This window comes from Nonomuraea sp. WAC 01424 (genome assembly GCF_003947315.1).
Taxonomy (GTDB): domain Bacteria; phylum Actinomycetota; class Actinomycetes; order Streptosporangiales; family Streptosporangiaceae; genus Nonomuraea; species Nonomuraea spiralis.
On sequence record NZ_QHHZ01000002.1, the window covers coordinates 592,099 to 609,556 of the forward strand.

General features: G+C 73.4%; 14 protein-coding genes. 5 read left to right on the top strand and 9 right to left on the bottom strand.

Annotated features, from left to right (window positions below):
* Window positions 1-17: 17 nt before the first annotated feature.
* From DMB42_RS08090 to DMB42_RS08100, 3 genes are all read right to left on the bottom strand, one after another.
* Window positions 18-779 carry a hypothetical protein gene (locus tag DMB42_RS08090; RefSeq protein ID WP_125632153.1) on the bottom strand — a complete coding sequence of 254 codons (762 nt, stop codon included), beginning with the start codon at window positions 777-779 and terminating at the stop codon, window positions 18-20.
* A 177-nt stretch (window positions 780-956) separates the two neighbouring features.
* Window positions 957-1,256 carry a CGNR zinc finger domain-containing protein gene (locus tag DMB42_RS54140; RefSeq protein ID WP_221762049.1) on the bottom strand — a complete coding sequence of 100 codons (300 nt, stop codon included), beginning with the start codon at window positions 1,254-1,256 and terminating at the stop codon, window positions 957-959.
* A gap of 138 nt (window positions 1,257-1,394) precedes the next feature.
* A complete protein-coding gene (locus DMB42_RS08100) occupies window positions 1,395-4,136 on the bottom strand; it encodes an AAA family ATPase (RefSeq protein WP_260477556.1) in 2,742 nt (913 codons plus the stop codon).
* Between the two features lie 102 nt (window positions 4,137-4,238).
* Between DMB42_RS08100 and DMB42_RS08105 the strand changes: the two genes are divergently transcribed.
* Together DMB42_RS08105 and DMB42_RS08110 are read left to right on the top strand one after the other, a co-directional pair.
* The gene (locus tag DMB42_RS08105; RefSeq protein WP_125632155.1) at window positions 4,239-4,853 is read left to right on the top strand and encodes a LysE family translocator; all 615 of its coding nucleotides are present in this window, start codon (window positions 4,239-4,241) and stop codon (window positions 4,851-4,853) included.
* 3 nt (window positions 4,854-4,856) lie between these two features.
* Window positions 4,857-5,396 (top strand): TetR/AcrR family transcriptional regulator, encoded by a 540-nt coding sequence (locus tag DMB42_RS08110; RefSeq protein WP_125632157.1) that lies wholly within the window; start codon window positions 4,857-4,859, stop codon window positions 5,394-5,396.
* A 16-nt stretch (window positions 5,397-5,412) separates the two neighbouring features.
* Here the strand turns inward: DMB42_RS08110 and DMB42_RS08115 are convergent, their stop codons facing one another.
* From DMB42_RS08115 to DMB42_RS08140, 6 genes are read right to left on the bottom strand one after another with little or no spacing between them, the layout of a single operon-like run.
* Window positions 5,413-6,609 (bottom strand): hypothetical protein, encoded by a 1,197-nt coding sequence (locus tag DMB42_RS08115; RefSeq protein WP_125632159.1) that lies wholly within the window; start codon window positions 6,607-6,609, stop codon window positions 5,413-5,415.
* 9 nt (window positions 6,610-6,618) lie between these two features.
* Window positions 6,619-6,999, bottom strand: coding sequence for a RidA family protein (locus tag DMB42_RS08120; protein WP_125632161.1), 381 nt, complete (start codon window positions 6,997-6,999; stop codon window positions 6,619-6,621).
* A 9-nt stretch (window positions 7,000-7,008) separates the two neighbouring features.
* Window positions 7,009-8,085 (bottom strand): alanine racemase, encoded by a 1,077-nt coding sequence (locus DMB42_RS08125; protein WP_260477557.1) that lies wholly within the window; start codon window positions 8,083-8,085, stop codon window positions 7,009-7,011.
* Window positions 8,086-8,128: 43 nt separating this feature from the next.
* Entirely contained in the window at window positions 8,129-9,658 is a 1,530-nt protein-coding gene (locus DMB42_RS08130) for an amidohydrolase family protein (RefSeq protein ID WP_125632166.1), read from the bottom strand.
* A gap of 8 nt (window positions 9,659-9,666) precedes the next feature.
* Window positions 9,667-13,254: a DUF4153 domain-containing protein gene (locus DMB42_RS55955; RefSeq protein ID WP_125632168.1), complete on the bottom strand. Its 3,588-nt coding sequence runs from the start codon at window positions 13,252-13,254 to the stop codon at window positions 9,667-9,669.
* A complete protein-coding gene (locus DMB42_RS08140) occupies window positions 13,251-13,934 on the bottom strand; it encodes a response regulator transcription factor (protein WP_260477558.1) in 684 nt (227 codons plus the stop codon). Before DMB42_RS08140 ends, DMB42_RS55955 begins: the two co-directional genes overlap by 4 nt.
* A 72-nt stretch (window positions 13,935-14,006) precedes the next feature.
* On the opposite strand from DMB42_RS08140, the gene DMB42_RS08145 reads away from it, so the two are divergent.
* The 3 genes from DMB42_RS08145 to DMB42_RS08155 are packed head-to-tail and all read left to right on the top strand — an operon-like array spanning window position 14,007 to window position 17,416.
* On the top strand, window positions 14,007-14,861 hold the full coding sequence (locus DMB42_RS08145) for an arylamine N-acetyltransferase (RefSeq protein WP_125632172.1): 855 nt from the start codon (window positions 14,007-14,009) through the stop codon (window positions 14,859-14,861).
* A 39-nt stretch (window positions 14,862-14,900) separates the two neighbouring features.
* Entirely contained in the window at window positions 14,901-15,968 is a 1,068-nt protein-coding gene (locus DMB42_RS08150; RefSeq protein WP_125632174.1) for a protein kinase domain-containing protein, read from the top strand.
* Complete coding sequence (locus DMB42_RS08155) at window positions 15,965-17,416, top strand: glycosyltransferase family 39 protein (RefSeq protein WP_125632176.1); 1,452 nt, start codon at window positions 15,965-15,967, stop codon at window positions 17,414-17,416. Before DMB42_RS08150 ends, DMB42_RS08155 begins: the two co-directional genes overlap by 4 nt.
* Window positions 17,417-17,458: the final 42 nt, after the last annotated feature.

The window sequence follows — 17,458 nt, forward strand, 5'->3', positions numbered from 1 at the left end:
CCTCGGGCCCGCCGTCGTCAGCCGACGGTGAACTGGCCCTTGAAGTCGCCCCTCAGCACACTGCCGGTCGCGCCCGACACACACGTGCCCGAGCCGCCGAGCAGGGAGGTGTCGAACCGGCCGTTGAACGTCCGGCCCCTGAACAGCCCGGACTGGATCGTGCCGGCGACCTTGGCCGTGTCGTTGTCGGTCTCGACGATGCGCACGGCGGCCTTGCTGGTCCGCGTGGCCCCGTTGACGGTCCAGTCGATGGTGATCGCACCGTTGCCGCCGGCGGCGGTGTCGCGGGCGAAGGCGGTGCCGTCGTTCCACTTGCGGAAGCCGTCCCCGCGGTCGCGGAAGACGCCCTCGGAGCTCCCGCGCTCCTCGCGGTCATGGATGATGCGGTCGGCCAGGCTGCGGTCGTGCCGGTCGTAGATGATGCGGTTGGCGAGGTTGCGGTCGCGGTCGCGGAACATGCGGTCGAAGATGTTGTCGTCCTCGAACACGTGTCCCGCGGCGCGCCCGCCGCAGCTCGGCGTCACGCCGTTGAAGCTGGCCCGCATGCGGGCCGCCGTGACGCCCGAGCCGCTGCGGTCGACGCAGTTCCACGGGGCCCTGCGGCTCCAGGAACGCTCCAGATGCAGGAGCCGCTGCGCCCCAGGCAGATACTGGGCCTGACCGGACACCGTGCAGGAAATCGCCACCGCGGCCTGCGCGGCCCCCGGGACGACGGCCGGCGTCAGTGCGGTCAGCCCGGCGACGGCCAGGGCGGGCAGAGACGTGACGAGAGTGGGCATGAGTCTGCTCCTTTGCGAGACGGGACGGACCGACCCGTCGCGGCAGGACAGGTCGTCGCGAGCGGGCCGGCCGGGCCCGCCATCGCTCTCCAGTGAGAGGTCCCGATCTCGGACGCTACGAACAGGGACGCAAAGATCGCCCCAAAAAGCCGCACGTGGCGTCCCTGATGTACGGACTCACCCCCGCCTGTCCCGCCACCGCGTCTGCTCGGCCCGGTTGCCGCAGAGCTCCATCGAGCACCACCGCCGCGTACGGGAGCGGGAATGGTCGTAGAAGGCCCATTCGCACTCTTCGTTCGCGCACGCCTTCAGCCGGGCCCAGGTGCCGTCGGCCATCGCCCGCGCCACCACGCCGACGACCCGCGCGACCGCCCCCGCCGGTCCGGGCCGGTCGGAGGTGAGCACGGCCTGCCTGCCGGTGAACTCGACCACCACGCCCGACCAGAGCGCTGCTCGGCGGCGCGCTGACCACGGCACTCGGTCCCTGGCCCGCCACCGCCCTGGGCGCCGCCGCCATGGCCCTCTCGACGGCCCCGGTCATCCTCTCCCCGACCCGCGCCGTCACCACACTCACCGACGCCACCTGACCACCTGGGACGAACGGTCATGCGGCCGTCAGGACAGCAAATTGTGGGTGCGGGCGGCGGCCGCCGCCTGCGTACGGGTGGCGACGTCGAGCTTGCCCAGGATGTTGGACACGTGCACGCTCACCGTCTTCTGCGCGATGAACAGCCGCCCGGCGATCTCCCGGTTGGTCAGCCCCTCGGCGACCAGCCGCAACACCTCGACCTCGCGCGCCGTCAGCGCCCCCTCGGGCTGCCCGCCGCCGAACCGGGCCCGCCTGCCGAACTCCAGCAGCGCGGCCTCCAGCGGCGCGGCCCGCAGCCTGCCGGCCGCCCCCTTGGCCAGGCTCCACTGCTCCTGCGCCTCTTCCCGCTCGCCCGCCGCGAGCAGGGCCTCGGCCAGCCGCCAGCGGGTCCTGGCCACCTCGTAGACGAAGCCGAAGTCGAACGCCGCGACCACCTTGCGCCACAGCTCGACGTCGAGCCGGCCCTGGAGCCGCAGCCACTCGGCCTCCACCCGCAGCGCCCACGCCCGCCCCTCGGGACCGAGCTGGACGAACTCGCCGGTCGGGCCCCGCGTGGCGGCGAACCGGGCACGGGCCAGCAGGTCGTCGGCGCCCTCCGTGGTGCCGAGCTCGGTCATCGCCGACAGCCCGACGGCGGCCAGCCGCAGCGTGCCGGACTCGCCCTCGTCGAGCGTCGCCAGGGCCGCATGGACGTGGTCGAGCGCGGCGGCCGGATCGCCGTTCCACAGGGCGTGCTCGGCGGCCATGCCCCGCGACATGTACGTGGCCAGGGCGTCGTGCCAGAACGGCCGCAACCACTCAAGGCGTGCCTCGACCGCGGGCAACCCTCGCCCCACCTCGATGAACAGCGCGAACGACGACAGGATGGCCTCCGACAGCGTGCCCACCCGCGCGCCGAACCCGGCGGCCACCGCCTCCGCCGCGTCCCACTCACCCGCGACGTAGTGGATGAGCAGGCGCAGGAAACGCAGGTCGGTGCCGTAGGTGCTCCAGTTGAGGCCGGTGTCGACGGCCAGCTTGACGCCGGCGTCGGCCACCTCGGCGGCCTGGGCGAGCATGCCCTGCTCGTAGTGGATGCGGGCGTGATGGAAGCGGGCCCGCAGGTCCATCGCCAGGACGCCCGTCTCCCGGGCGGAGGCGCTCTCGACCAGCGAGTGGGCCCGCGCCACGTCGCCGTGGTTCTCGACGTAGCTGGCCAGCGTGAGCAGCGCGCCCACCTCGGCGTCGACCGCGCCGCTGGCGCGGGCCGTCTCCAGGGCGCGGGCCGTCAGCGGCTCGACCTCGTGGTGGCGCGGGCCCCACAGCAGTGTGCGGGCCTGGGTGGCGAGGGCGCGGGCGAGGCTCGGCGCGTCCTCGGCGCTCTCGACCGCGCGCTCGGCCGCCGCGATCGCGCCGGGCGGGTCGTTGGTCTCGAAGAGGTAGTAGGCCAGCCGCTCGTCGACCTCGGACGTCGGCGGCAGCGCCCGCAGCCGGGTGACCGCCCGGTGGTTGTCGCCGCTGTCGGCCGCCGCGACGGCGCTGCGGAAGGCGAGGGCGGCCCGGCTCTCCCCGGCCAGTTCCTCGGCGCCCTCCACCCGGTCCCACAGGCCGAGCGCCTGGTCGTAGTGGTTGTGGGCCTCGGCGGGCGCGCCCAGCCGCTCGGCCTCGCGGCCCGCCTGCGCCGAGGCGGCGACCGCCCCGGCCAGGTCGTGGCTGGCGAGATGGTGGTGGGCCAGCTCGGCGGACGAGGTGAGCAGACGCGCGAAGTCGGCGTGGAGCCGGGTGCGCTCGCCGGGCAGCAGATCGGTGTAGACCGCCTCCTGCAACAGGGCGTGGCGGAAGGCGTAGCCGTAGCCCTGGACCTTCAGCAGGCCGCGCGAGACGATCTCCCTGACCGCCTCCTCGAACTCGGCCAGCGGCAGCCCCGAGACCTCGCGCAGCAGCTCGTCCTCCACCCGGCGGCCGGCGACCGCGGCGGCGCGCAGCACCCGCTGCCCGGCCTCGGACAGCACCTCGACCCGCGACAACAGCAGGCTGGCCAGCCCGTCGGGCAGGCTGTCGCCCTCGGACATGGCCGCGAACAGCTCTTCGGCATAGAACGGGTTGCCGCCTGCGCGCGAGACGATGAGCCCGAGCTCCTGCGCGTCCACCTCACCCAAGGTCGTGACATAGTCCGACATCTCGCCGGACTCCAGCGGGCCCAGCTCCACGTTCGTCACCGACGGCAGCCGCTTCAGCTCGGCCAGCACCGCGCGCAGCGGATGGCGGCGGTGGAGGTCGTCGGTGCGGTAGGTGCCGACCACGCAGACGCGCTCGCTCTGGAGCATGCGGCTGAGGAAGACCAGCAGGTCACGGGTGGAACGGTCGGCCCAGTGGAGGTCTTCGATCACGAACAGCACCGGCTGGACGTCGGCCAGCAGCCCGAGCAGCGACCCGAACAGCCGCTGCTGGGTGAGCCCGGCCGAGGGCGCCCCGGTGTCGTGGCCCGGCAGGAGCTGGCCCAGCATCGGATGGGCGGCGACGGCCTCGCGCACGGCGGGCTCGGCGCCGCGCAGCGCGTCGGCCAGCGGGAGGTAGGGCAGCGCGTCGCCCAGCTCGGCGCACTGGCCGACCATGACGTGGAAGCCGCGCTCACGCGCCTCGGCCACCAGCTCTCCGGCCAGGCGCGTCTTGCCGATCCCCGCGTCGCCGCCGACGAGCGCGACCCCGGCCGTGCCGTCGGCCGCGGACTCCAGCACACGCACGAGCTTGGACAGCTCGGCCGAGCGCCCGACGAGAAGACCGTTCACGCCAGCAAGTGTGCCACGCGGCGCCGACACTTCATTGGTCCACGTCATCGTCGTGGAATTGGCCCTCTTCGTCATACCAAACCCATTCTACGCTGCTGTTTCGTGATCTCCTTGACGACTTTCCTGCTCTTCGCCACGGCCTCCCTGGCCCTGGTGCTGGTCCCCGGCCCCAACCACCTCTACATCGCCGCCAGGGGCCTGGCCCAGGGCAGGGCGGCCGGCCTGGCCAGCGCGCTCGGCGTGGAGGCCGGCACGCTGGTGCACATCGCCGCGGCGGCCGCCGGGCTCTCGTACGTGATCTCGCGGTCGGCGGCGCTGTTCGCGATCGTCAAGTGGGCGGGCGTGGCCTACCTGCTCTACCTGGGCGTACGCGCCTTCACCGGCAAGGACGCGCAGGCCGGGGCGCCGCCCGCGCAACCGCTGGCCAAGGTGTTCCTCGAAGGGGTCCTGGTCAACGTGCTCAACCCCAAGGTGGCGCTGTTCTTCCTGGCCTTCCTCCCGCATTTCGTCGACCCGGGGGCCGGCTCGCCCGCGCTGCAGATCGTCGTGTTCGGCCTGACGCTGCTGTTCCTGGGCCTGATCTCCGACCTCGTGTACGCGCTCACCGCCGGCGCCCTCGGCACCCGCCTGACCCGCGCCGCCCGAACCCTGCGGTACGTCAGCGGCGTCGTCTACCTGGGCCTCGGTGTGGCCACGGCGTTCGCCGGGAGAAAATGACCTATGGCGCCGAGGAAGCAGCAGGAGATCTTCGACGCGACGCTGTGGATGGTCGCGGAGAAGGGCTATGACGGGCTCACGGTCGAGGGGGTCGCCGAGCGCTCGGGGGTCAACAAGACGACCATCTACCGGTGGTGGCCGTCGAAGGCGGCGCTGCTCGGGGCAGCGCTGGTCGAGTCGGACGTGCTGGGGTTCGAACCGCCCGACACCGGCTCGTTCCGGGGCGACCTGGTGGCCCTGGTGGAGCAGGTTGTACGGCTGCTCACCGAGCCGCCCGGCAGCGACATCGCGGTCACGGCCCTGGCCGCCGCCGTACGCCATCCCGAGCTCGACGCCCGCCGGTTCTTCGCCGACCGGTTCGCGCGGGAGCGGGTGATCTTCGAGCGCGCGGCGCGCCGGGGCGAGCTGAGCGCGTCGGCCGACCCGCTGCTGATCGTGGACCTGCTGGCCGGGGCCGTGTGGATGCGCGCGGTCTTCCGCGGTCTGCCCCTTCCGGAGGGCTATGCGGAGAAGGCCGTGTCGGTCCTGCTCGACGGCCTCTGAGCGGACGTGCGGGGTTTCAGCCGGCGGCGGCCAGGGCTTCCGGGATGCGGTCGAGCACCGGGTGGGGCACCAGCCCGTAGGCGTAGAAGTCGACCGCGAGAGCGCCTGCCGCCTTCGCGCCCCTGGCCTTGGCCACCAGGCGGTCGGTCGAGTCGCTGTCGGGGTAGCCGGGCCGCAACACCGCCCGCACCTCGCGGTCCTTGCCCACCGAACGCAGGTAGGCGCCCACGTCGTCGGCCACCCGCGCCGCGTCCCGCGCGTACGCCAGCACGCCGAAGGCGGGCACCAGGTCGCCGAGCGCCACCAGGTCCACCCCGAGCTGCCAGGCGTCGTGGGCGGCCAGGCCCGGCGTCGGCAGGCCGTCCCGGTAGCCCTTCACCGCCCCCGTCGAGTCGATGAAGACCAGCTTGCAGCCCTCCTCGGCGACCGCCGACGACACCTCCGACACGAGCGTGGTGACGGTCTCGGAGCGCGCCCGCGCGTACGCCACCACCTCGGGCCCGGCGTAGGCGGTGAGCGCCGCCCTGGTCACCTCGCCCTGTGCGGCCGGGTCGCCGTCGAAGACCCCGCCCACGATCCGCGCGCACTCCTCGCGCGCCACCTCGGCGTTGACGCCCAGGTCGGTGGCCCTGCGCATGCAGTAGTCGCAGAAGCAGAGCCCGAACAGGAACGAGTCCATGGGCCCGAGCTGCACGAAGGAGCGCTGCGGTTCGACCGGTGTGAAGTGCAGCGCCTCGGCGACCACGCTGTCGACGCCCAGCCTGGCCACCGCCCTGGCCAGCGCGACGGAGTACTCGCGCACGTCGGGATGCGCGGGGCACAGGTCGATGAGCGAGCCGCGGTCGCCGAAGCAGTCGCGCACGGTCACGTCGGGGTGCTCGGTGCCGAGCGTGGCGTTGCGGAGGAAGACCGTCCAGCCGTGGAGCTTCAAACCGCGCCCGGCGCACGCCTCGCGCAGGCGGGTGAGGGCGTGGACGTGACCGGGCACGGGAGCGAGCCGGAGCCCGTCGAACAGCTCGGCCGGCGGGGTGAAGTGGGCGCCGTCGTGCCTGACGGTCAGCCTGGACAGTCCGTGCGGGGTGACGTCGAGCGCGGCGTGGTGGACGGCCCCGACCGTGACGCCGTCCACCCCGTACGCGCTGATCCTGTCGAGCACCCGCTCGACGCCCTCACCGTGCAGGTCCTCGGCGAAGACGTATACCGAACTGTCCACGTGCAGACCTTACGCGCTCTTGTGCGCGACGAAGTCGATCTCCACCAGGATGTTCATGAGCTGCGAGCCCACCGTGGTCCGTACGGGGTACGGCTGGGTGAAGTAGCTCTTGTACACCTCGTTGTAGGCGGCGAAGTCCTCCTTGACGTCCTGGAGGTGGACCGTCGACTTGATGACGTCGTCGAAGCCCAGGCCGTGGGCGGCGAGGATGGCCCCGAGGTTCTTCATGACCTGGTGGGTCTGGGCGGCCACGTCGTCGCCGACGATCTCGCCGGTGTGCGGGTCGAGCGGGCCCATGCCGGAGGTGTAGACGAAGTCGCCCACCACCAGCCCCTGGGAGTAGGCGCCGACCGGGGCCGCGCCCTCGGTGGTCTTGAGCTCTTTCTTCACGAAATCTCCCTAGAAATCGGTGTGTATCGTGCCGACGACACGGTAGTCCCGGTCCACCAGAGGCAGCACGCGCCACTTGTCGAACGCGGTGCACGGATGTGAGATGCCGAAGGCCAGCAGGTCGCCGGGCTTGAGGCCGTCGGCTCGTACCACGGTGTGCTGGTCCTGCATCTTCATGATCGTGACGCCGTCCCTGCGCGGCACCGGCAGCCCCTCGTCGTAGGGCGCGTCCCGCTTGCCCATGCCCACGACCGCGAGCCCCGGCTCGGGCGTGGACAACACGTGCGCCCACACCTCCAGAGCCGGCCGCAGCTCGCCCCCGATCCGGTTGAACGGCGTGCGCTCGCGGTAGTAGCCGTCGTCGTGGGTGACGTACGCGCCGCTGCGCAGCAGGATCCGGGCCTGCGTGGTGACCAGCTCGCGGCCGATCACGTCGAACCACTGGCTGCCGCCGACGGTCAGGATCGGGTTCCGGACCCGGACGTGCTCGACGGCGTCCTGCAACGTGCCCAGGTAACGGCGGACGTCCTCCGCGCTCTTCAGCGCGCCTTCGTACCCGGCGACGCCGGCCAGCTCGACGCCGGGCGTCTCCTGGACGTACGCGGCCACCTTCAGCAGCTCGTCGAGCGTGCGGCAACCGGCTCGCCCGCCTTCGTGCCCGAGTTCCACGAGCACCCGGAACGGCCGCGTCGAGGCGTGCCGGGCCAGGATGTCCACCCCGGCCTCGGAGTCGACGAAGCTCAGGAACTCGAACGCCGGATCGCGGTCGAGCTCTCCGGCCGCCCAGGTCAGCCCGGCCGAGTCGACGACCTGGTTGGCCACCATGATCCGGTCGCCGCCGTAGCCGCGGGCGATCCGGGCCTGCCGGGTCGTCGCGACCGTCAGCCCCCACGCGCCCGCTTCGAGCTGCATCGCGGAGATCTCCGGCGACATGTGCGTCTTGACGTGCGGGGCCAGCTCCATGCCGTGGTCGCGGACGAACGAGGCCATCGTGGCCACGTTGTGCTCCAGCGCGTCGCGGTGCACGATCATCAGCGGAAAGCCGAGCTCGCCGTCGAGGACCGACTGCCCAAGGATTACCTGCACAACACCCCCCATTTATCCGCGTATGACCTTATCCCAGCCGGGATCAGCGTGATCGGAGCGCCCGTCCCGGAACGGCCCCGGTCAGCTCGCCCCCCGCCAGCACGCGCACGCCGGACACGAGCACGTCGTCCACGCCGCTCGCCGGGGTGCGCGGGTCGGCGTACGTCGCCCGGTCGGACACCGTGAGCGGGTCGAACACCACCAGGTCGGCGACGAACCCGTCACGCACCAGCCCGCGCCCGTTGCGCCCGAACCGCCGGGCCGGGTGGGAGGCCAGGTGCACGATCGCCTGCTCCCACGTCCAGTCGCCCAGCTCGCGGACGTGCCGGCCGAGGAACCTGGCGAAGGCCCCGAACCCGCGCGGATGCGGATGACCGCCCACGTAGATGCCGTCGGAACCGCCGGTGTGGGAGGGATGGCGCAGGATCCGGCGTACGGACTCCTCCCCCACGGGGCCCTCGTCGGGCCGCGCGGAGACGCACCCGGCCTCCAGCCGCGTCTCCACCAGCAGGTGGCGGCAGAACGCGGCGGGGTCCATGCCGGCCCGCCCGGCCGCCTCCGGCAGGGCCAGCCCCTCCGCCCACTCCAGGCCGGGCGCGTGGGAGACGGTCAGGCGCGGCCAGAGGTCGCCGAGCCCCGCCCACCAGTCGTCGAGCTCGGCCGAGGCGATCATCTCCAGCGCCAGGTCCGTCTGGGCGCCCGGCACGGACGGCGGCAGCACCACCATGGCCAGGATCGTGCTGCCACGCAGGTAGGGGTAGGTGTCGAAGGTGAGGTCGACGCCCTCGTCGTGCGCCCTGCCGACCAGCGGCAACAGCACGTCGGCGGGCCCGTGCAGGTGGGAGACGTGCACGGCCGTGCCCGAGCGCCCGGCGATGTCCACGACCTCCTCCATGCCGACCGCGGCGTTCGCGCCGTAGGCCCGCATGTGGGTGACGTACGGCAGGCCGTCGAGCGGCGTGCACAGGGCGGCCAGCTCCGCGGCGTCGGCGTAGCGGCCCGGCAGGTATTCCAGCCCGCTCGACAACCCGACCGCGCCCTCGGACAGGCCGCGCTCGACCCGTTCCACCATCGCGGCCAGCTCCGCGCGCGAGGCCGCCTCCGGCGAGGGGCCCATGACGTCGAAGCGGATCGTGCCGTGCGGCAGCAGGTAGGCCGTGTTCAGCGCCACCGCGCGGTCGTAGCCGGCGAGCAGCTCTGCGACGCTCAGCGGGCCCTCGTGCAGGGCGCCGTTGACGGCGGCGAAGTAGCGGGAGGCGTAGGCGACGGTCTCGGCGGACCCTGGGGCGAAGGACAGACCATCCTGTCCAAGGACGAACGTGGTCACCCCCTGCCGGAGCGCCGCGAGCTGCACGGCCGGGTCGAACACGGCCGCGTCGCCGTGGGCGTGGCAGTCGACGAAGCCGGGCGCGACGAACCGTCCGGTCGCGTCGATCACCGTCCCCACCTGCGCGCCGCCGAGCCTGCCGACCGCCGCGACCCGGTCGCCCGCGATCCCCACATCCGCCCGGTACGGCGGCGCGCCCGTGCCGTCGAGCACCCGGCCGCCGCTGATGACTACGTCGAACCTCACACCAAGATTCAATCAGAGCCGCGCGCCGGCGCCGATGCGCAGGTGGCCGAGGGATCGACGGGCCGCTCGGCCAGCAGGTCCCGGGCCTGTGCGCGGGCGAGGTTCCAGCCGTTCCAGGGATCGGGGTGGCCGAGCCCGTTCGCGCGGACCACGTCGGCGAGCACGCAGCTGCGCTGCGGCTCGGGCAGCCGGTCGAGGGCGGGCACGGCCTCCGCGCCGAGGTCGCCCAGGTAGTCGGAGTCCATCTTGGTGACGCCGCGCACCTCGACCTGGGTCTGCGCGACCTGGAGGTCGGGGTTGACCACCGCGAACGCGCCCAGGCCGAGCCCGGTCACCAGGACGATCGTACGAGGCAGCCAGCCGGAGCCTCGTCCCGCCAGGCGTACCGCGCCGGCCAGCAGCACCAGCGCGAACAGCGCGCCCAGCCACCACACCGTCGCCTGCACCGAGATGCGCAGCCGGGACAGGCCGTACGCGTCGGTGTAGAGGCTCATCCGGTGCAGGGCCGAGGCCAGCACCACCATCGTCAGCCCGCACAGGAGGCCGAGCATGACGGCCAGCAGCCAGCGTTCGCGGCGCTCGGTCCGCAGCAGCCCGCCGGCCACCGCGACGATGCCCAGCACGAACACGCTGACCACGACGAGCTGGAAGAACCCCTGCCTGGCGTACTCGGCGTAGGTCAGACCTGCCGTCCGCCGCACCCAGCCGTCGCCGCCGAACAGCGCCGTGATCTGGACCGCCACGAACGACGAGAACAGCAGGTTCACCGCGACGAGCGGCACCAGCCACACGCTCCTGCTCACGCCGAACTTGTGCTCGGGACCGACCGGGTCGATCACCGGCCGCAGCGCGACCAGCACGGTGGCGGCCAGCAACACGGCGACGAACCCGAAGACGAAGATCCGGCCCGGCAGCGAGTCGGCCCAGGCGGGGGTGGCGGTCAGGCGCTCGACGTACGAGGCGAAGACGGCGTCGGCCGAGACGAACAGCAACCCGAACACCCCGACCAGCACGACCGTGATGCCGAGCCCCGCGAGCACCGGCATGATCCGCCGCCGGGCGGTCAGCTTCCTGAGCGGCCCGGCCAGGAACCACGGCACGGGACCGAGCGCGAGCAGCACGGACGCACCGCCCCTGATCACGCCCAGCCAGCCGGCCCCCGCCCCGGACACCGCCAGCGCGCCCAGCCCCGCGCCCCCGACGAGCAGGATCGCGACCAGCCAGTCCGCGTCGCGCACCGCCGCCATCGAGATCAGCCAGTACGCCGTCACCCCGAACGCCAGCGTCCAGGGGGTCATCCTGCGCAGCACGGCCGGCAACGCCGCCGCGCCGAGCACCATGGCGACGAGCACGATCCCCAGCCCGACCTGCGCGTCGGGCAACGCCACCGCGGCGAACACCCCCGCGCCGGCGGCGGCCGGCGGCAACCAGCGCGGCGCGGCGGGCAACTCGGGCCTGGGGAACAACGGCGGCGGCACATACCCCTGCGCCATCCCCGCATACCCCTGCCCCTGCCCGTGCGCGGGCCCGCCGTGCCCCTGTGCGGGGCCCATCTGCCCGTGCGTGGGGCCCATCTGCCCGTGTGAGGGCCCACCGTGGCCCTGTCCGGGGCTCGCCTGGGCCTGTGCGGGGTCGCCATGGGGCCGTACGGGCATCCCCGCCTGGTACGCGACCTGATACGCCGCCGCCCGACGCCCCGACCCCGCCCCGAGCGCCATGCCGAGCGCGCCGCCCAGCGCCGTCACCATGACCAGCGTGACCAGCGCCAGCCCGTCACCGACGGCCACGGAGACGAGCACGGCCGCGAACAGCCCGCCCAGGAACCCGACGACAACCCCGAGCACCCCACCCGCGATCATCCTGGCGAACCCCCCACCCCCCGCCGCCACCCCACCGACTCCAACCCCACTCCCCGGCCCACCAGCACCAGAAGCCCCCGCCACCCCCGCAGAAGCCACCCCCCTGCCAGCCCCCGCCTGCGCAAGAGGCGAGGACGCCCCCTGCACCCCACCCGCCTGCGCAAGCGGCCAAGCCGCTGCGTGGGCCGCACCCACCGGGGCGAGAGGCGCGGACGCGCCGTGGGCCGTCCCGGCCTGTGCGAGGGGCCACGGCGCGCTCGCCGGCGCAAGGGGCCTCGCCGACGGTGCCGCTTGCGCGCCCGAGGCCGGCACGCCCGCGACCGTCACATCTGCGGTCGTCGCGCCGGCAACCGGCACACCCGACGCCGGCACACCCGAGTCCGGCGCATCTGAGGTTGAGGCAGCTGAGGCCGAAGCGGCTGCCCCCGCGAGCGCGCCGGACCCAGCAAGCGCATCGGACCCCGCAAGCGCGTCGGACCCGGCAGGCGTCTCGGCCTGCGCAAGCGCGCCCGACCCAGCGAGCGCGTCCGAGCCCGTGGGCTCGCTCGGGGCCGCGAGCGTGCCGGTGCTCGCGAGTGTGCCCGTCTCGGAGGGGTGCTCTGGAACCGCGCCCACAACAGCGCCTGCCGCCGCGAGGGGCGGCGTGCCTGGGGGCGGGGTCGTCGGGGCAACCCCGGTTGGTGGGGGGATGGCGGGTTGGGGGTCGGGTGTTCTGGCCGACCCCATCTCGAACGGTGTCTCCGCCATCGTCGTCCTCCCTGGTAGGTCGACGACCATGCGGCACCCCGCGCAGTCGTCGATCCGGATCGACCCCCCGTGCAGCTCCACGACCTCCTTGACGATCGCCAGCCCCAGCCCCGCGCCCCCCGAGTCGGCCGCCCGCCCCGCGTCGAGCCGCGAGAACCGTTCGAACACCCGCCCCCTGGACGCCTCCGGGATGCCCGGCCCCTGATCGGCCACCACCACCCGCGCCCCGGCCCGCTCCGCCCCGCACGTCACGGTCACCACACCCCTGGGAGGGCTGTGCCGTACGGCGTTGTCGAGCAGGTTCGCCAGCACCTGCGCCAGCAGGTCGGGGTCGGCGCGCACCACGAGCCCGGCGGGCACCGACGGCGAGATCGTGACGTCCTCGCGCGCCAGCGACGCCTCGCGTACGGCCTGCTCCACCAGCGGGGCCAGCTCGACGGCCTCGGGTTCGATCAGCCGTACGCCGGAGTCGAGCCTGGACAGGTCGAGGAGCTGGGCGACCAGGCGGCCGAGCCGGTCGGTCTGGGCGAGCGCGGTCCGCATGGTGACCGGGTCGGGCGCGGAGACGCCGTCCACGACGTTCTCCAGCACCGCGCGCAGCCCGGTGATGGGGGTGCGCAGCTCGTGGCTGACGTTCGCGATCAGCTCGCGCCGCTGCCGGTCCACCTCGCCGAGGTCGGCGGCCATCGCGTTGAACGCCCTGGCCAGCTCGCCCACCTCGTCCCGCGAGGTGGCGCTGACCCGCAGACCGTAGCTGCCCTTGGCGATCGTCTGGGCGGCCCTGGCCATCTGGCGCAGCGGCTTGGTCATGCCCATGGCCAGCACCTGGACCATGATCAGGGCGAGGATGACCGCGACCACGATCCGTACGTCCCTGGTGAACCCGGCGTTGAGCCCGACCTCGTTCACCACGAACGCGGTGCCGACCGCCAGCACGATGACGATGCCCAGCTTGACCTTGATCCGGCCCAGGAAGTCGAGGGGCCTCATTGACGTACCAGGGCGTAGCCCACGCCGTGGACGGTGCGCACCACGTCGGAGCCGAGCTTGCGGCGCAGCGCCCGGACGTGGCTGTCCACGGTCCTGGTCGCGGCCGCCTCGGAGAAGCCCCACACGTCCGACAGCAGCCGGTCGCGCTCGAAGACCTGCCCGGGACGCTCGGCCAGCCGCCGCAGCAGGTCGAACTCGGTCCTGGTGAGCTGGGCCTCGATCCCCCGTACGAACACCCGGCGCGCGGCCGTGTCGATCTCCACCTCGCCCACCCGGATCACCGTGTCCTCGGCCGCGAGCTGTCCGGCCCGCTCGACCCGGCGCAGCAGCGCGTGGATCCTGGCCACCAGCTCACGCATGCTGAACGGCTTGGCCAGGTAGTCGTCGGCCCCCACCCCCAGCCCGACCAGCACGTCGGTCTCCTCGCCGAGCGCGGTCAGCATGAGGACGGGCACCGGCCGCGCCGCCTGCATCCGGCGGCACACCTCCAGCCCGTCCATGCCGGGCAGCAGCCGGTCGAGGATCACCAGATCGGGCTCCGCCCTCCCGTACTGGACCAGCGCGTCCTGCCCGTCGCCCGCCACCCGGACGTCGAAGCCCTCGGCTGCCAGCCGGTTCCGTACGGCCAGGGCGATCGTCACATCGTCCTCGACCACGAGAATGCACCGCTGCTCTGCCACGTACGAAAGACTAGAAGTGCGCCGTGCAGACGACACTCCATAATTTGTGCACATCTGGTGCAGACTTGCCCGGTGAACACCGCTGGCTATCTCAGCCGTCTGGGCCTGTCCCGCCTGATAGACGCCCCCGCGAGCGCCGAGGGCCTGCGCGCGCTCCACGTCGCGCACGTCGAGAGGGTCGCCTACGAGGCGCTGGAGATCTGGCTGGACCGGCCCACGTCCCTCGATCCCGTCGAGTCCGCCGACCGCATCATCAGGGGCCGCGGCGGCTACTGCTACCACCTGAACGGCGCCTTCTCCGAGCTGGTCAGGAGCCTCGGCTACGACGTGACCAGGCACGTCGGCGGCGTCCAGAACCCGGGAAGCGAACCCGGCATCATCGGCAACCACCTGGTGCTGACCGTGCGCGGCCTGCCGACCGCCGGTAACCCGGGCGGCGAGTGGCTGGCCGACCTCGGGCTCGGGGACGGCCTGCACGAGCCGCTGCCGCTGGTCGCGGGCACGTATCGGCAGGGTCCCTTCACGTACGTGTTGCGCCCGTCGGAGATCGCGCCCGGTGGGTGGCGGTTCGACCATGATCCGAGCGGTTCGTTCGTGGGCATGGATTTCGAGCGGATCCCCACAGACATGTCCGCCTTCGCTGATATGCACACTCATTTGTCGACGTCACCGTCGTCCGGGTTCGTACGAACCGCCGTGGTGCAACGGCGGGACGCCTCGGGCGTGGACTCCCTGCGCGGGCTCGTCCTGTCCCGCCTCGGCAACGGCACCCACTCGGTCACCCTGGACACGGCGCGCGACTACTACGCGGCGCTCGCCGACGTGTTCCTGCTGACCTTCGACGACCTGAGCAGGCAGGACAAGGAGGGGCTCTGGAGCAGGCTGCACGACGCCCACGAGTCCTGGCTGACCGGGCGGACCACCTGATGGTCGCGCGGGACGGCCGAGCGCTATCGTGCACTCGACATGGCTGAGACCAGGAAGCTCGCCGGGCGCTACCGGCTGCTCAACACCCTGGGCGCAGGGTCCGTACGGCTGGCCTTCGACGAGATCGAGCACCGCGACGTCGTGGTCAGGGAACTGCGCATCCCCGTCGAGCTGCGCGAGTCCGCGCTGCATGAGGCACGCAAGGCCGCCGGGCTGCGGCACGCCTCCATCGCCCGGGTGATCGGCGTGCTGGTCGAGGACCGGGTGCCGTGGCTGGTCATGGAGTTCGTCTCGGGGATGTCGCTGGAGCAGGCCGTACGCTCCCGGCAACCGCTGCCCGTCGTCCAGGCGGCCAGGATGGGCGTGTGCGTGTTGTCGGCGCTGGCCGTCGCGCACGCGGCCGGAATCGTCCACGGCCAGGTCAGCCCCGGGAACGTGCTGCTGACCGGCACGGGAAGGGCGGTGCTCACCGGGTTCGGGGTGCCGAGCCTCAGCATGCGGCCCTCGGCCGACCTGTGGTCGCTGGCGGCCACGCTGCACTTCGCCGTCGAGGGCCGCCCGCCCGGCCAGGTGCCCGCCGAGGGCGCCGACCCGCTCAGATCGCTGATCCGGGCCATGCTGCATCCAGCCGGGTCGCCGCCGGTCGAGGTGGTACGCGAGACGCTCGAAAGACTGGCCGTCGACCAGCCTCTCGACCAGGTCATCCGCACCCTTGGACCGCTCCCGCCCGCCGAGGTGGCCGAGATCGGGCTCGCCCTGCTCGACCAGCTCCAGGCCAGGGACGGGCACCACGGGGCGGTGCAGCCGGGCAGCATCCTGATCTCCGACCAGGGGCGGGCCACGCTGGTCGCCCCGCTGCGGTCGGGCACCGTACCGGCGTACACGGCTCCGGAGGGGGTCGCGAGCCCGGCCGCCGACCTGTGGTCCCTGGGGGCCACCCTCTTCACGGCCGTGGAGGGCGCGCCGCCGGCGCCGGGGGCGTCGCTGGCGCGGGCCGGGGCGCTGGCTCCCGTCCTGTTCCGCCTCCTGTCGGGCAATCCCGCCGACCGCCCGGCCCTCGACGTCCTCCGCCACGAGCTCCGGGCCGTCATGGGCCACCGCCGATGACCTCCGTCCCCGCCGCGCCGGCCGCAGAACGTGCCGGGGCGGCGCGCCGGGCCGGCCGGTGGGAGGTGGCCGCGCCCGTGGCGGTCGCCCTGGCGGTCGGGTCGTGGGGGCTCTCCGGGCCGTCGCTGTGGCGGGACGAGTCCGTCAGCGTGCTGGTGGCGCGCATGCCGTTCGCCGAGCTGCGCCGGTTCCTCGCCGACCTCGACGCCGTGCACGCCCTCTACTACCTGCTCCTGCGCCCCTTCGCCGCCCTGCCGGGACCGCTGGAGATCATCGTCCGCCTCCCGTCCGTGCTGGCCTTCGCGGCCGCCGCGTACGGGGTCGCGGCCCTCGGCCGCCGCATGGCCGGCCCCCGGGCCGCCCTGTACGCCGGCCTCCTGTACGCCCTCACCCCCATGGCCGCCCGGTACGCCCAGGAAGCCCGCTCGTACGCCCTGGTCAGCGCCGTGGCCGTGCTGGCGACGTGGTTGCTGGTCAAGCTCCTGGACCGTCCCTCCACGGCCGCCTGCCTGGCCTACGGCGCGAGCGTGGCCCTGCTCGGCTGGCTGCACCTGTACGCCCTGCTCCTGATCCCCGCCCACCTGCTCACCGCCTGGCTGCCCGCCCTGCGCCGCACCCTGCGGGCCCGCGCCGGGGCGAGCGGGCCCGGACCGTCCGGCACGGTCCGCTCGCTCGCCGCTGTGGCCGCCGCCGTGGCCGCCGCCGGTGCGGCGCTCGTCCCGCTGCTGGTCCTGGCGGCCGGTCAGAAGGACGCCCAGGTGTTCTGGCTCAAGCCGCCGGGCTGGGCCGAGCTGGCCGCCTTCCCGGGGGAGGTCGCGGGGGCGGGCGCGGTCGTGTTGTTCGCCGCCGCCGTGTGGGGGGCCGGGCGGGCCCCGGCGGTGGCGGTGTGGGCGGCGCTGCCGGTGGTGCTCTCGTTCGCGATCTCGCAGGTCCAGCCCGTCTACCACCCGCGTTACGTGCTCTTCGCGGTCCCGCTGCTCGCGCTGCTCGCCGGGATCGGCCTGGCCGCGCTGCCCCGGCGGGCGGTGCCGGTCGTCGTCCTGGCCCTGTTCGCGGCGCTCGTGCTGCCCGCGCAGGTGGCGCTGAGGCAGCCCGCCTCCCGCCCCGACGACCTGCGCACGCTGGCCGCCACGCTGGCCGCCGAGGAACGTCCCGGCGACCGGGTGCTGTTCGTGCCGGGCCGTTTCCGGTTGTTCGTGGCGGTGTACGGCGGCCCGTACGAGCGGCTGACGGACCTCACCCGCGCGCCCGGCGCGCCCGGCCCGGAGACGGCCGCCGAGCTGGACGCCGCCCTGAAAGGCGTGGACCGGGTCTGGCTCATCTCCCCTCGGATAGGGACGAAGTACGCCGACGACGAGCGTTACCGCACGCTCCAGCGAACGCTCACACCCGGACAGACCCGCACGTACGGCTCGATCCACCTAAGCCTCTGGACCCGCAACAATTGAGATACATCGCGTCATGGAACCCGGGGCGCGGCTTCAGTCGTT